Source organism: Noviherbaspirillum sedimenti (assembly GCF_003590835.1).
Classification (GTDB): domain Bacteria; phylum Pseudomonadota; class Gammaproteobacteria; order Burkholderiales; family Burkholderiaceae_D; genus Paucimonas; species Paucimonas sedimenti.
Window position 1 is genome coordinate 384,806 of sequence record NZ_QYUQ01000002.1, and the last position, 14,559, is coordinate 399,364.

Sequence of the window (14,559 nt, forward strand, 5' to 3'; positions counted from 1 at the left end):
CGGCCCTCACATTTACCCAATCCGGCTGGTCCGGTCATGATGATTAGAAGATGTCTGAAAACAAGAAAGCAGAGAAAATTGTCGGCGTGAAGGGGATGAATGACATCCTGCCGGCAGATGCGCCCCTGTGGGAGTTGTTCGAGAATACCGTGCAATCGGTATTGAAGAGCTACGGCTTCCAGCAGATCCGCACGCCCATCGTCGAGCCGACCGCGCTGTTTGCGCGCGGCCTGGGCGCGGTCACCGATATCGTCGAGAAGGAAATGTATTCCTTCACCGATTCGATGAATGGCGACAACCTGACGCTGCGCCCGGAAAGCACTGCCGGCGTGGTGCGCGCGGCGCTCGAGCATAATCTGACCTACGATGGCCCCAAGCGCCTGTGGTACGCCGGCCCGATGTTCCGCCACGAGCGTCCGCAGCGCGGCCGCTATCGCCAGTTTCACCAGGTCGGCGCCGAAGCGATCGGTTTTTCCGGGCCGGACATCGATGCCGAACTGATCATGCTGTGCCAGCGCCTGTGGGATGACCTTGGCCTGTCGGACATCCGTCTCGAACTCAATTCGATCGGCGATGCCGAAGAGCGCCATCGTCACCGTGCCGACCTGATCGCGTATTTCGAGCAGCATGCCGACTTGCTGGACGAGGATGCCAGGCGGCGCCTGCATTCGAACCCGCTGCGCATCCTGGATACCAAGAATCCGGCGATGCAGGCGATGGTCAATGAAGCACCGAAGCTGATCGATTACCTCGGCGAGGAATCGCGCGCCCACTTCGAGGGTGTGCAGAAGATCCTGCGCCACAACAGCATTCCGTTTACCATCAACCCGCGCCTGGTGCGCGGCATGGATTACTACAACCGCACCGTGTTCGAATGGGTGACCGACCAGCTTGGTTCGCAAGGCACGGTCTGCGGCGGCGGCCGCTACGATCCGCTGGTCGAGATGTTCGGCGGTAAAGCAACCCCGGCCTGCGGCTTCGCCATGGGCGTCGAGCGCCTGCTGGAACTGATGAAGGCCAGCGGTGAGCAATTCGCCCGCAATCATTGCGACGTCTACCTGGTGCACCAGGGCGAGGGGGCGCAGATGCAGGCTTTCGTGCTGTCTGAGCGCTTGCGCGATGCCGGCCTGGATGTGGTGCTGCATTGCGCGACGACCGCCGGCACCGGCAGCTTCAAGTCGCAGATGAAGCGCGCCGACGCCAGCGGTGCAGCCTTCGCCCTGATCATCGGCGAAGACGAAGTGGCGGCCGGCAATGTTACGGTCAAGGCCATGCGTGCCGAGGAAGAGCAGAACAAGCAGGTCACGGTCGCCTTCGACAAAGCGGTTGAGCACGTTGTCGACCAGATCGTCGGGGCAGGCGACGAACATGACCACGATCACAATCACGAGCATATCCATTACCACCATTAACATTAAAATATCATGGCATACGATCTCGAAGAACAAGAACAAATGGCTTCCATCAAGGCTTGGTGGAAGCAATATGGCAACCTGATTACCTGGGTGTTGATCATCGCGCTGGGCGGCTATGCCGCCTGGACCGGCTGGAAGACTTATCAGGGCAACCAGGCGACGCAGGCGGGCATGCTGTATGAGGAATTGCAGAAAGCCGCTGGCGGCAAGGACGCCGCCAAGGTGGCGCGCGCTGCCGCTGATTTGCAGGACAAGTTCGGCCGCACGGCGTATGCCGAGATGGGCGCGCTGGCTGCCGCCAAAACGGCCTTCGATGCCGGCGACCTCAAGGCTGCCAAGGCGCAGCTCGAATGGGTGGCGAAAAGCGGCCAGCACGACGAATACAAGGCGGTAGCGAAGGTACGCCTGGCCGGCATCCTGCTGGATGAAAAGGCTTACGACGAAGGCCTGAAGCTCCTGGCTGGCGATTTCCCGGCGTCGTTTGCGGCTGCCGTGGCCGACCGCAAGGGCGATATCCTGGTAGCGCAGAACAAGCTGGAAGAAGCACGCACGGCATATCGCAGCGCGCTGGAAAAAATGGATGAAAATAATCCGGGGCGCCAGCTGGTGCAGCTGAAACTGGATGCGATCGGCGGCGCAGCGGCCAAGACCGCGGCTTGATGACAGGGGAGATGAGATGCGTATTGTTTTGAAACTGGCTGTCGCGGGAACCGTTGTCGCGCTCGCGGGATGTTCCACCCTGTCTTCGCTGAATCCCTTTTCCAGCAAGAAGGCGCCGAGCAATCCGCCGGCAGCGCTGGTCGAGTTCAAGCCGACCCTGGCGGCGACCGCCGCCTGGACGGTTGGCGTCGGCAGCGCCGGCGCGCACGTGTTTTCGCCGGCCGCGGCCCGCAACAGCCTGTTCGCCGCCGCCGCCGACGGCACGCTGACCCGTATCGAGGCCGCCAGCGGCCGCGCCCTGTGGCGCATCAATGCCGGCATGCCGCTGACCGCAGGGGTTGGCAGCGACGGCAACCTGGTCGTGGTGGCTGGCGAGAAGGGCCGCATCCTGGCATTCGATGAAAATGGCAAGGAAGTCTGGAAGGCGCAGGCCTCGAGCGAAGTGCTGTCGGCGCCGGCGGTCGGCCTGGGCCTGGTGGTGGTGCGCAGTGTCGACAACAGCATCGCCGGCTTTGATGCGGCAACCGGCAAGCGCCGCTGGGTCCTGCAGCGCAGCTTGCCTACCCTGACCTTGCGCAGCGCGCCTGGCATTGTCATCGCCGATGGCAATGCCTACGCGGCCCTGCCAGGCGGGCGCCTGTTGGCGGTGACGCTGAATAACGGCGGTCCGCGCTGGGAGGTGGCGGTCGGCGAGGCGCGTGGCGCCACCGAACTTGAACGCATGGCCGATACATCCGGCGCGCCGCTGCTGCTGGGGCGCGATGTTTGCGCGGTGGCCTATCAAGGGCGCGCGGCCTGTTTTGACGGTATCGGCGGCACAGCGCGCTGGGCGCGCAACCTGTCGAGCGAAGTTGGCCTGGGCGGCGACGAGCGTTTCGTGTTCGCCGCCGATGAGGCCGGCTCGCTGCACGCATTGACCCGCGAGAGCGGCGCCAGCGTCTGGCGCAACAAGCAATTGGCCAACCGCCGCCTGTCGGCACCGCTGTCCTTCGGCCGTGCCGTGGTGGTGGCGGATTACCAGGGCTATGTCCATTTCCTTTCACGTGAAGACGGCACCATGCTGGCGCGCGTAGCGACCGATGGCAGCCCGGTGATGGGCACGCCGGTGGTGGCGGGTTCGCATGCCGTTTTCCAGACCAGGGACGGTACCCTGGTCGCCTTTGGAGTTAACTGAATTTAATGAAACCGGTAATTGCATTAGTCGGAAGGCCGAATGTCGGCAAGTCCACGCTGTTCAACCGCCTGACGCGGTCGCGTGATGCCCTGGTGGCTGATCTTCCAGGCCTCACGCGCGACCGCCATTACGGCGAGGGCCGCGTCGGCGAACGTCCCTTCCTGGTGATCGATACCGGTGGCTTCGAGCCGGTCGCCAAGGAAGGCATCATGCATGAGATGGCTAAGCAGACCAAACAGGCCGTGGCCGAAGCCGATGCCGTCATCTTCCTGGTCGATGGCCGCCAGGGCCTCACGCCCCATGACAAGACCATCACGGATTTCCTGCGCAAGTCGGGCCGTCAGGTGCTGTTGGTCGTCAACAAGTCCGAGGGCATGAAGTACACCACGGTCACCGCCGATTTCTACGAACTTGGCCTGGGCGATCCTTATGTCATTTCCGCTGCCCATGGCGATGGCGTGCATGACCTCGTCAACGAGACGCTCGACCTGGTGTTCGGCGCCAGGCAGGCGGAGCAAGAAGAGCCTGAAGAGAAGCAGGAATCCGGCATCAAGCTGGCCATCGTGGGCCGCCCCAACGTCGGCAAATCGACCCTGGTCAATGCCTTGCTCGGCGAAGAGCGCGTGATCGCCTTCGATATGCCCGGCACCACGCGCGACTCGATCGAAATCCCGTTCGAGCGCGAGGGCAAGCATTACACCCTGATCGACACCGCCGGTATCCGCCGGCGCGGCAAGGTTTTCGAGGCGATCGAGAAATTCTCGGTGGTCAAGACCCTGCAATCGATTTCGGAAGCCAATGTGGTCCTGCTCCTGCTCGATGCACAGCAAGACATCTCGGAACAGGATGCCCATATTGCCGGCTTCATCCTGGAGTCGGGCCGGGCGCTGGTGGTCGGCATCAACAAGTGGGATGGCCTGACCAGCGACCGCCGCGATGAAATCAAGATTGACCTGGATCGCAAGCTCAGTTTCCTGTCCTTTGCCAAGTTCCATTTCATTTCGGCGCTCAAGTCCACCGGCATCGGTCCCCTGATGAAGTCGGTCAATTCGGCCTATGCCGCAGCCATGATCAATCTTTCTACGCCGAAGCTGACGCGCGCCCTGGAAGAGGCGGTGGAGCACCAGCAGCCGCGCCGCAAGGGGTCGATCCGGCCGAAGATGCGTTATGCGCACCAGGGCGGGCAGAATCCGCCGATCGTGGTTATCCACGGCAATGCACTGGATGCCATCGACGACAACTACAAGCGTTACCTGGAAAAGCATTTCCGGGAAACTTTTTCGCTGATTGGTACGCCATTGCGGATCGAATTCAGGTCAGGAAAAAACCCCTTCACCAAGTAGGAAAAATAGGCCGATGTAACGACTTTTTTCGTTACATTGGTCATGGCAACAAATTGAAAAATCGGCTACAGTCGAATTTCTTCACCCTGGAGGCACTTGAAAACCAATCAAGTTGCCTCCACCTCCAGAACACAACTACACAATGGAGCTGTTATGAGCAATAAAGGGCAACTGTTACAAGACCCCTTCCTGAACGCCTTACGCAAAGAGCACGTCCCGGTTTCAATCTACCTGGTCAATGGCATCAAGCTGCAAGGACATGTCGAATCCTTCGATCAATACGTGGTCCTGCTGCGCAATACCGTCACGCAAATGGTTTACAAGCATGCGATCTCCACGGTGGTCCCGGCGCGTGCGGTCAACCTGAACGTCGATACCGAAGCGGAATAAGATTTGCCAATCAGTAATTTCATGTTGACACCGATATGCGCACGGCTCTAGTCGGCGTCGATTTCGGCAAGGGCGACTTTGCCGCCAGCCTGGAAGAGTTGTCGCTGCTGGCCAAGTCCGCCGGCGCGCAGCCGGTAGTCACCATCATTGGCCGGCGCGCCAGTCCGGATGCCGCATTGTTTGTCGGCAGCGGCAAGGCCGACGAAATCGCCAACGCGGTACGCGACGAGACCCTGGAGCTGGTGATTTTCAATCATGCCCTGTCGCCGGCCCAGCAGCGCAACCTCGAACGCCACCTGAAGGTGCGGGTGGTCGACCGTACCAGCCTGATCCTCGACATTTTCGCGCAACGCGCGCAAAGCCACGAGGGCAAGGTGCAGGTCGAGCTGGCCCAGTTACAGCATCTGGCAACTCGCCTGGTGCGCGGCTGGACCCATCTGGAACGGCAAAAGGGTGGTATCGGCTTGCGCGGTCCCGGTGAAACGCAGCTGGAAACCGATCGCCGCCTGTTGGGCGAGCGGGTCAAGGCCTTGCGCGCCAAACTGGACAAGCTGCGCCGCCAGCACGCCACGCAGCGCCGTGCGCGCTCCCGCAGCAATACTTTTTCAGTGTCGCTGGTCGGCTATACCAATGCCGGCAAGTCGACCCTGTTCAACTCGCTGACGAAGGCGCGGGCTTATGCCGCCGACCAGCTGTTCGCCACCCTGGATACGACTTCGCGGCGGCTGCACCTGGACGAAGTGGGCAGCATCGTGATTTCGGATACGGTCGGTTTCATCCGCGAGTTGCCGCATCAACTGGTGGCGGCTTTCCGCGCCACCCTGGAGGAAACCATCCAGGCCGACCTGTTGCTGCATGTGGTCGATGCGGCCAGCCCGGCGCGCATGGAGCAGATCGAGCAGGTCAACCTGGTACTCAAGGAAATTGGCGCCGACGATATTCCGCAGATTCTGGTCTGGAACAAGATCGATGCGGCGGGCCTGGAGCCGGCGGTGGAGCGTAATGAGTATGATAAAATCCGGCGTGTTTTCATCAGCGCCCAAACCGGCGCCGGCCTGGATCTTTTGCGCCAGGCCATGGCGGAGTTTGCCAGGGAGAGTGGCGCGGCCCCGCTCGCGGGCGCATCCGTGCAGGTGATCAATGACGCGCATATTTAGTAATTCAATGGGCATTCCGCCACACAATCAATGGGCATTTTCCCACACTATTTCAGCTGATCGCGACCTAGAATGCTTGCCCCAATACTAAAAAAAATCGGTCTCAAGTTTTCGATCAACGATCCCCGCTGGGGTCGTGGTTCGCAAGACGACAACCAGAACCAGAACCAGAATCCGCAGGATGGCAAGCGGCCGGAAGGCCCGCCCGACCTCGATGAATTGTGGCGCGATTTCAACCAGCGCCTGAACCGCCTGTTTGGCGGCAAGAAGGGCGGCGGCAATGGCCCTGGCGGCTTCAAGCCGGAAATGCGCGGCGCCGGCTTCGGCATCTTCGGCATCGCCGCGGTCGTGCTGGCTTTCCTGTGGCTGATCAGCGGATTTTTCATTGTCCAGGAAGGCCAGACCGGTGTGGTTTTGACTTTTGGCAAGTACACGCATAAAACGCCGGCCGGTTTCAACTGGCGCTGGCCGGCGCCGATCCAGACCCATGAAATCGTCAACGTGTCGCAGGTGCGCACTGCCGAAGTCGGCTATCGCGGCAGTGTCCGCAACAAGCAGACCAGTGAATCGCTGATGCTGACCGACGACGAGAACATCATCGACATCCAGTTCGCGGTGCAATACACCCTGAGCGATGCCGAAAAATGGATTTTCAGTAATCGCGAACAGGAAGAAATGGTCAAGCAGGTGGCTGAATCGGCAATTCGTGAAGTGGTCGGCAGGAACAAGATGGATTTCGTGCTGTACGAAGATCGCGCCAAGGTGGCCTTCGACGCCAAGAAACTGATGCAGGACATCCTCGACCGCTACAATGCCGGCGTACTGGTGACCAACGTCGCCACACAGGGCGTGCAACCGCCCGAGCAGGTGCAGGCGGCCTTCGACGACGCCGTCAAGGCCGGGCAGGACCGCGAGCGCCAGAAAAATGAAGGCCAGGCCTACGCCAATGACGTGATTCCAAGGGCGCGCGGCGCCGCCGAGCGCCTGTTGCAGGAAGCCGAAGCCTACCGTGCGCGCGTCGGCGAAACCGCGCAGGGCGATGCCTCGCGCTTCAAGCAAGTGGTGGCGGAATACCAGAAGGCGCCGGCCGTCACGCGCGACCGTATGTATCTCGATACCATGCAGCAGATTTTCTCCAACACCGGCAAGGTCATGATCGACGCGAAAAGCGGCAATAATCTCCTGTATCTACCACTCGACAAGCTGATTGCGCACACCGCCGGCCAGGATGCGGCCAACGCGGCGCGCGCCCCGGCGGCGTCCGCAGCAGCCGCTGCCGGCAGCCCGGAAGCCGCCGCCCAGACGCTCGAAGCCGAGCGCGCGTTGCGCTCGCAGGATGCGCGCAGCTCACGTGAGCGGGAGGGCAGATAATGAACCGTCTTGTTACCATTGCCGTCGCCGCCGTCCTGGCGATCTGGTTGCTGTCGTCCACCGTGTTCATCGTCGACCAGCGCAAATATGCGATCGTCTTCGCCCTCGGTGAAGTCAAGCAGGTGATCGACAAGCCTGGCCTGCATTTCAAGATGCCGCCGCCGTTCCAGAATGTGATTTTCCTCGATAAGCGCATCCTGACGCTGGATTCGCCGGATGCCGACCGTTTCATCACGGCCGAAAAGAAGAACATCCTGATCGATTCCTTCGTCAAGTGGCGTATCGTCGATCCGCGCCTGTATTTCGTCAGCTTCAGCGGCGACGAGCGGCGCGCGCTGGACCGCATGTCGCAGATCATCAAGGATGCGCTGAACCTGGAAATCACCAAGCGCACGGTGCGCGAAGTGATCTCCGGCGAGCGCGCCAAGGTGATGAATGCGATCCAGAAGAATGTCGAGGACGAGGCCAAGAAGATCGGTATCCAGGTCATCGACGTGCGCCTGAAACGCGTGGATTATGTCGAGCAGATCAGCAATTCGGTATTCGACCGCATGCGCTCGGAACGTCTGCGCGTGGCCAACGAATTGCGCTCGACCGGCGCGGCGGAATCCGAGAAGATTCGCGCCGACGCCGACAAGCAGCGTACCGTGATCCTCGCCGAAGCCTATCGCGAAGCCGAGAAGATGCGCGGCGAGGGCGATGCCAAGGCGTCGCAGATCTATGCCCAGGCGTTTGGCCAGAATCCCGAGTTTTACAAGTTCTATCGCAGCCTGCAGGCGTACCGGACCAGCTTCAAGGGCCAGAACGATGTGATGGTGCTGGATCCGAATTCCGAGTTTTTCCGCTATTTCAGGAGCTCGGGCGCGGCGGGCGCCGGCGCCAAGTAAGCGGAATCCGCTTGCAGCGGATTCCATGGTTTTTCGATGGGCGGCACCGATGTGTGGATGGATCGCCCGGTTTGCTGGACTGGCCATGGCCAGTCCGGTTTATTTTTTTCTGAAGCAATTTCACTGTAATGCGCACCTGGCTCCTACCTGAAAACATTGCCGATGTCCTGCCCGCCGAGGCGCGCAAGATTGAAGACTTGCGCCGCAACATGCTCGACACTTTCCGGCGCTATGGCTATGAGCTGGTCATGCCGCCGATGCTCGAGTATCTCGAGTCGCTGCTGACCGGTGCCGGCCAGGACATGGGTTTGCGCACCTTCAAGCTGGTGGACCAGTTGTCCGGACGCACCCTGGGTCTGCGCGCCGACATGACCACGCAGGTGGCGCGCATCGATGCCCACCTGTTGAATCGCAGTTCGGTCACGCGCCTGTGCTATGCCGGCAGTGTGCTGCACACGCGGCCATCGGGCCTGCACGCCACGCGCGAACCGCTGCAGATCGGCGCGGAAATCTATGGCCACGCCGGCCTGGAAGCCGATGCCGAAATCCAGGAACTGGTGCTGGCTTGCCTGGCGCTGGCCGGCATTGCCGAGGTCAGGCTGGATTTGTGCCATGTGGGCGTGGTGCGGGCGATCCTGCAAAGCGATGTCCGCGCGCAATCCGATGAAGAAGCTTTGATCAGCTTGTTGAAAACCAAGGATGGCGCCGGCCTGCGCGAACTGACGGGCGATTATGCCCCCGCCACGCGCGCCGCCTTGCTGGCGCTGCCCGCCCTGTATGGCGATGGCAGTGTGCTGGCCGCGGCGCGTGCCGCCTTGCCGGCCTTGCCTGGCGTGGTGCAGGCACTGGATGAATTACAGGCCTTGCTGGATGTGGCAGGCAGCGCCACCGTGACGATCGACCTGGCTGACTTGCGTGGCTACCAGTACGAAAGCGGCGCGATGTTTGCCGCCTACGTGCCGGGTTTGCCGAACGCAGTGGCGCGTGGCGGCCGCTACGATCATGTCGGCGAGGCCTTTGGCCGGGCGCGCCCGGCGACCGGATTTTCGATGGATTTGCGCGAACTGGCGCGGCTTTTGCCGGCCGTCGAGCGCAGCAGTGCGATTCTGGCGCCGTGGGGGCGCGACAATGCATTGCGCGAACAGATCACGGCGCTGCGTCGGGCCGGCGAAGTCGTGATCCAGTGCTTTCCAGGCCATGGCAGGGAACAAGGTGAATTCGATTGCGACCGCGAGCTGGTGTGCGAGGGCGGCAATTGGGTATTGAAGAATTTGAGCTAACTGACTGTAGAGAATCGTATGGCAAAGAACGTAGTGGTGATCGGTACCCAATGGGGCGATGAGGGCAAAGGCAAGATCGTCGATTGGCTGACCGATCATGCGCAGGGCGTGGCGCGCTTCCAAGGTGGGCACAATGCCGGCCACACGCTGGTCATCGGCGGCCAGAAAACGGCGCTGCAGCTGATCCCCTCGGGCATCATGCGCGCCGGCGTGGCCTGCTATATCGGCAATGGCGTGGTGCTGTCGGTGCCGGATCTGTTGCGCGAGATTGACAAGCTCGAGGCCAGCGGCGTCGAGGTGGCTTCGCGCCTGAAGGTATCGGAAGCATGCCCGCTGATCCTGCCTTACCATGCTGCGCTGGATGCGGCGCGCGAATTCGCCCGCGGCGCCGCCAAGATCGGCACCACCGGCAAGGGCATCGGCCCGGCCTATGAAGACAAGGTGGCGCGCCGGGCGATCCGCGTGATGGATTTGTTGAACGAGCAGCGTTTCGCCGAAAAGCTGGCAGAAAACCTCGATTACCATAATTTCGTCCTGACCCAGTATCTGAAGGCGCCGGCAGTCGACTATCAGAAGACCCTGGACGATGCGTTGGCCAACGTGCCGCGTATCCGGCCGATGGTGACCGATGTGTCGAGCGCCCTGTATGCCGCCTACAAGGCTGGCGCCAACCTCTTGTTCGAGGGCGCCCAGGGCAGCCTGCTGGACGTCGATCACGGCACCTATCCCTTCGTCACCTCGAGCAATTGCGTGGCTGGCAATGCCGCCGCCGGCACCGGGGTGGGGCCGGGCATGCTGCATTACATCCTCGGCATTACCAAGGCTTACACGACCCGTGTCGGCTCAGGCCCTTTCCCGTCGGAGTTGCCTACGGATGCCGGCGTCGGCCAGCATCTCGCCAGCGTTGGCCATGAATTCGGCACCGTCACGGGACGTGCGCGCCGCTGCGGCTGGTTCGATGCAGCCCTGCTGCGCCGCTCGATCCAGATCAATGGCGTGACCGGCATCTGCCTGACCAAGCTGGATGTGCTGGATGGCATCGAGCAGTTGAAGATTTGCACCGGCTATCTGGTCGATGGCAAGGCGGTCGATATCTTCCCGCTGGGCGCGGAAGATGCCGCGCGCTGCGTGCCGGTGTACGAGGAAATGCCGGGGTGGACGGAGTCCACCGTGGGCGCCAAGAGCATGGATGCCTTGCCGGCGAATGCGCGGGCCTATATCGCCCGCATCGGCGAGTTGATCGGCACGCCGATCGACATGGTCTCCACCGGTCCGGACCGTGAGGAAACCATCGTGCTGCGGCATCCTTTCAAGTAAATCGCATCCGCATCGAGGAGCTGATTCATGGCCGATGCAGGGCATGGCGAACTCAGGGTTTCCTGGAGTCAGTACCGCCGTCATATCGAAGAGCTGGCGGTGCTGGTGCATCGTTCAGGCTGGAAGTTCGATCACATCCTGTGCCTGGCGCGCGGCGGCTTGCGGCCGGGGGATGTGCTGTCGCGGCTGTTCAACGTGCCGGTGGCGATCCTGGCCACCAGCTCCTATCGCGAAGATGCCGGCAGCACGCAAGGTGAGCTGGCCATCGCCAGGCATGTCACCATGTCCAGCGGTACGCTGAAAGGGCGGGTATTGCTGGTGGATGACCTGGTTGATTCCGGCGTCACGCTGGACAAGGTGCAGAAGCATTTGCGGGAAGCTTTTCCGGAGGTTTCCGAGGTGCGCTCGGCAGTGATCTGGTACAAGGCCTGCTCTTGCATGCGCCCGGATTATTTTGTGCAATATCTGGAAACGAATCCCTGGATCAAACAGCCGTTTGAAGAGTACGAGCACTTGGGGATTGAGGGTTTGCTGAAGCGGGGGTTGACGGACGCCTGTTCCGACTGAAAGTCTGACGGCCTATCATGAAAAAAGCTTCGCTGCGGCGAAGCTTTTTTGTTTTCAAAGGCCCACGTCGGGAGCTCGGCCACGTTCCGCGGCCCCGGCCGGGCCGATAGGCCCAGCCTTTCGAGTCCCTCCCGCAAAGCGCGCAGGCGCTTTGCTCGTGGGCGCACAAAATAAAAAGGGATCGCCGAAGCGATCCCTTTGTATTTTGGTGCCCACGGAGGGACTCGAACCCCCACACCTTGCGGCACATGGACCTGAACCATGCGCGTCTACCAATTCCGCCACGTGGGCTAACGAAGACAAAATTATAGCTGAAAGTTGGAATTTGTCAAAGCCCTGCAGCACATTAATATTTTTAGCCTGATTAAACTTCTGATTGTTCAGGCAAATTTATTGCTACTCCAGTACACTAAGATATTCAACAAAAACCTATAGCCGATACCTCTTTTGAGCCAATATCTTTATCCCATTCCTAGCCGAGAGGAAATCCTCGGTATCCTGCGCACTTCCACGGGCGCCCATGATGCAGCGGAGCTCGCCGCCGCGCTCGGTGTCAAACCCGAAGAAATGGAAGGCTTGACGCGCCGCCTGAACGCCATGGAGCGCGATGGCCAGCTCAAGCCTGACCGGCACGGCAAGTATCAGCTCGCCAACCAGGCCAGCTTCATCGAAGGGCGTGTCAGCGGACACCGCGAAGGCTTTGGTTTCCTGATCCCGGACGATGGCGGGGATGATCTCTTCCTTTCCGAGCGGGAGATGCAAAAGGTTATGAACGGCGATCGCGTGAAAGCGCGCATCGTTGGCGTCGATCGCCGCGGCCGCCCCGAGGGCAGCATTGTCGAAGTCGTCTCGCGCGCCAATACCCATGTGATCGGCCGCCTGCTGAATGAAAATGGCACCTGGGTCGTCGCCCCCGAGGACAAGCGCATCGGCCAGGATATTCTGCTGGTTGGCAAGCCTGGCAAGGCCAAGGCCGGCCAGGTGGTGAGTGTCGAGCTGGTCGAGCAACCGGCGCGCTTTACCAAGCCGTCTGGCAAGATCGCTGAAGTGCTGGGCGACATCGACGACCCCGGCATGGAAATTGAAATCGCCGTGCGCAAGTTCGGCGTGCCGCACGAATTTTCTGATGCAGCCTTGAAACAGGCGACCAAGCTGCCGAATGAAGTGGTGGCGGCCGACCTGGATGAGCGCGTCGATTTGCGCGACGTGCCGCTGGTAACCATCGATGGCGAGGATGCGCGCGACTTCGATGACGCGGTGTATTGCGAGCCGGTGAAGATCGGCCGCACTCCCGGCTACCGCCTGATCGTGGCGATTGCCGACGTCAGTCATTACGTCAAACCCGGTGAGGGCCTGGACAATGATGCGATCGAGCGCAGCACCTCGGTCTATTTCCCGCGCCGTGTCATCCCGATGTTGCCGGAAAAGCTATCCAATGGCCTGTGCTCGCTGAACCCGGCCGTCGATCGCCTGACGCTGGTGTGCGACGCCGTCATCACCAACAAGGGCGAGATCAAGGCTTACCAGTTCTACCCGGCGGTGATCCATTCGGCCGCGCGCCTGACTTATACCGAGGTGGCTGCGGTTCTTGGCAACACCAAGGGGCCGGAAGCGGCCCGGCACGCCGCCCTGGTGCCGCACCTGACGCATCTCTACGAAGTCTTCCAGTGCCTGCTGACCGCGCGCCATGCGCGCGGCGCGATCGACTTTGAAACCACCGAGACCTATATCGTCTGCAATGCCAACGGCAAGATCGAGAAGATCCTGCCGCGCACGCGCAATGATGCGCATCGCCTGATCGAGGAATGCATGCTGGCGGCCAACGTCTGTGCCGCCGATCTGCTGGAGCGGCATGAGCATCCGGGTGTCTATCGCGTGCATGCCCGGCCGACCAAGGAAAAGCTCACGCAGGTGCGCAACTTCCTCAAGCAGGTCGGCCTGCATTTGGGCGGCGGCGAGGAGCCCGTGGCCTCCGACTATGCCGAATTGCTGCCCAAGATTAAATTGCGCCCGGATGCCGTGCTGCTGCAGACCATGTTGCTGCGCTCGATGCAGCAGGCGGTCTACAGCCCGGACAATATCGGCCATTTCGGCTTGTCCTACGAAGCCTATGCGCACTTCACCAGCCCGATCCGGCGTTACCCGGACCTGCTGACGCATCGCGCCATCAAGGCCATCCTGCACGGTAAACGCTATTCGCCCAAGGGGATCGATACCACGGTGCTGAACACCATGCTGTCGCCGGCGGCGCGCAAGATGCAGGCGCAGAGCAAGGCGGCCGGCAAGAAGAAAAGCGAGGGCGACCTGGCGATATGGGAAGCGCTGGGCATCCATTGCTCGGCCAACGAGCGCCGCGCCGACGAGGCGTCGCGTGATGTTGAAGCCTGGCTCAAGTGCTACTTCATCCGCGACAAGCTGGGTGAGGAATTCACCGGCACCATTTCCGGCGTGGCGGGCTTTGGCATTTTCGTGCAACTCGACCAGCTCTACATCGAGGGCATGGTGCATGTCACCGATCTCGGCGCCGATTATTTCCAGTACGATGAGACCCGCCATGAATTGCGCGGCGAGCGTACCGGCATTCGCTACCAGCTGACCGACCGCGTGACGGTGCAGGTCAGCCGGGTTGACCTCGATGCGCGCAAGATCGACTTGCGCCTGGTGCATGAACCGGGCATCCATACCCAGCTGAAAAACGAGGCGCGTCGCGCCGATGCCACGCAGGGCAGGTCCGGCAAGGCCGGAAGCAAGCCTGGGGCGGGCAGCGCCAAGTTGGCCAACTCAGCCAGCAATGCGCAAGGCGCCAAAGGCGCTAAAGGTGGCAAAGGTGCCAAGGGCGCCAAAGGTGCCAAAGGTGCCAAGGGTGCAGAGGCCGAAAATGGCGCCGGTGCCGCGCGCGCGCGGCCAGCCAAGGGTGGCGCTGCCACCAAATCGTCGAGATCGTCCGCACCAGATGGGACGCGCTCGGCCGGTAAACCTGCCAGGAAAAAGCGTTAAA

General features: G+C 61.4%; 12 protein-coding genes and 1 tRNA gene. 12 read left to right on the plus strand and 1 reads right to left on the minus strand.

Features of this window, described 5'->3' with window-relative positions; all coding sequences use genetic code 11:
- Positions 1-50 precede the first annotated feature (50 nt).
- From hisS to D3878_RS01940, 11 genes are all read left to right on the plus strand, one after another.
- A complete protein-coding gene (hisS, locus tag D3878_RS01890; protein WP_119783937.1) occupies positions 51-1,412 on the plus strand; it encodes a histidine--tRNA ligase in 1,362 nt (453 codons plus the stop codon).
- 12 nt (positions 1,413-1,424) lie between these two features.
- Positions 1,425-2,075 (plus strand): YfgM family protein, encoded by a 651-nt coding sequence (locus D3878_RS01895; RefSeq protein ID WP_119783938.1) that lies wholly within the window; start codon positions 1,425-1,427, stop codon positions 2,073-2,075.
- A gap of 16 nt (positions 2,076-2,091) precedes the next feature.
- Positions 2,092-3,249: an outer membrane protein assembly factor BamB gene (gene bamB, locus D3878_RS01900; protein ID WP_119783939.1), complete on the plus strand. Its 1,158-nt coding sequence runs from the start codon at positions 2,092-2,094 to the stop codon at positions 3,247-3,249.
- A 5-nt stretch (positions 3,250-3,254) separates the two neighbouring features.
- Complete coding sequence (gene der, locus D3878_RS01905; RefSeq protein ID WP_119783940.1) at positions 3,255-4,592, plus strand: ribosome biogenesis GTPase Der; 1,338 nt, start codon at positions 3,255-3,257, stop codon at positions 4,590-4,592.
- A 153-nt stretch (positions 4,593-4,745) separates the two neighbouring features.
- Positions 4,746-4,982: an RNA chaperone Hfq gene (gene hfq, locus D3878_RS01910; RefSeq protein WP_119783941.1), complete on the plus strand. Its 237-nt coding sequence runs from the start codon at positions 4,746-4,748 to the stop codon at positions 4,980-4,982.
- A 35-nt stretch (positions 4,983-5,017) separates the two neighbouring features.
- Positions 5,018-6,139: a GTPase HflX gene (hflX, locus tag D3878_RS01915; RefSeq protein WP_119783942.1), complete on the plus strand. Its 1,122-nt coding sequence runs from the start codon at positions 5,018-5,020 to the stop codon at positions 6,137-6,139.
- A 72-nt stretch (positions 6,140-6,211) separates the two neighbouring features.
- Entirely contained in the window at positions 6,212-7,510 is a 1,299-nt protein-coding gene (gene hflK, locus D3878_RS01920; protein WP_119783943.1) for an FtsH protease activity modulator HflK, read from the plus strand.
- A complete protein-coding gene (gene hflC, locus D3878_RS01925; RefSeq protein WP_119783944.1) occupies positions 7,510-8,397 on the plus strand; it encodes a protease modulator HflC in 888 nt (295 codons plus the stop codon). The genes hflK and hflC overlap by 1 nt, the downstream gene beginning before the upstream one ends.
- A 128-nt stretch (positions 8,398-8,525) precedes the next feature.
- Positions 8,526-9,677 carry an ATP phosphoribosyltransferase regulatory subunit gene (locus tag D3878_RS01930; protein WP_119783945.1) on the plus strand — a complete coding sequence of 384 codons (1,152 nt, stop codon included), beginning with the start codon at positions 8,526-8,528 and terminating at the stop codon, positions 9,675-9,677.
- Positions 9,678-9,695: 18 nt separating this feature from the next.
- Positions 9,696-10,994, plus strand: a complete 1,299-nt coding sequence (locus D3878_RS01935) for an adenylosuccinate synthase (RefSeq protein WP_119783946.1) — start codon at positions 9,696-9,698, stop codon at positions 10,992-10,994.
- Positions 10,995-11,021: 27 nt separating this feature from the next.
- On the plus strand, positions 11,022-11,561 hold the full coding sequence (locus D3878_RS01940) for a phosphoribosyltransferase (protein ID WP_119783947.1): 540 nt from the start codon (positions 11,022-11,024) through the stop codon (positions 11,559-11,561).
- A 206-nt stretch (positions 11,562-11,767) separates the two neighbouring features.
- Here the strand turns inward: D3878_RS01940 and D3878_RS01945 are convergent.
- Positions 11,768-11,852: transfer RNA gene (locus D3878_RS01945), tRNA-Leu, on the minus strand.
- A gap of 156 nt (positions 11,853-12,008) precedes the next feature.
- On the opposite strand from D3878_RS01945, the gene rnr reads away from it, so the two are divergent.
- Positions 12,009-14,558: a ribonuclease R gene (gene rnr, locus D3878_RS01950; protein ID WP_119783948.1), complete on the plus strand. Its 2,550-nt coding sequence runs from the start codon at positions 12,009-12,011 to the stop codon at positions 14,556-14,558.
- The last annotated feature ends 1 nt before the right edge of the window (position 14,559 follow it).

Coding starts and splice junctions, on each gene's coding strand:
- hisS (WP_119783937.1), top strand. CDS start 51: ATGTCTGAAAACAAGAAAGCAGAGAAAATTGTCGGCGTGAAGGGGATG.
- D3878_RS01895 (WP_119783938.1), top strand. CDS start 1,425: ATGGCATACGATCTCGAAGAACAAGAACAAATGGCTTCCATCAAGGCT.
- bamB (WP_119783939.1), top strand. CDS start 2,092: ATGCGTATTGTTTTGAAACTGGCTGTCGCGGGAACCGTTGTCGCGCTC.
- der (WP_119783940.1), top strand. CDS start 3,255: ATGAAACCGGTAATTGCATTAGTCGGAAGGCCGAATGTCGGCAAGTCC.
- hfq (WP_119783941.1), top strand. CDS start 4,746: ATGAGCAATAAAGGGCAACTGTTACAAGACCCCTTCCTGAACGCCTTA.
- hflX (WP_119783942.1), top strand. CDS start 5,018: ATGCGCACGGCTCTAGTCGGCGTCGATTTCGGCAAGGGCGACTTTGCC.
- hflK (WP_119783943.1), top strand. CDS start 6,212: ATGCTTGCCCCAATACTAAAAAAAATCGGTCTCAAGTTTTCGATCAAC.
- hflC (WP_119783944.1), top strand. CDS start 7,510: ATGAACCGTCTTGTTACCATTGCCGTCGCCGCCGTCCTGGCGATCTGG.
- D3878_RS01930 (WP_119783945.1), top strand. CDS start 8,526: ATGCGCACCTGGCTCCTACCTGAAAACATTGCCGATGTCCTGCCCGCC.
- D3878_RS01935 (WP_119783946.1), top strand. CDS start 9,696: ATGGCAAAGAACGTAGTGGTGATCGGTACCCAATGGGGCGATGAGGGC.
- D3878_RS01940 (WP_119783947.1), top strand. CDS start 11,022: ATGGCCGATGCAGGGCATGGCGAACTCAGGGTTTCCTGGAGTCAGTAC.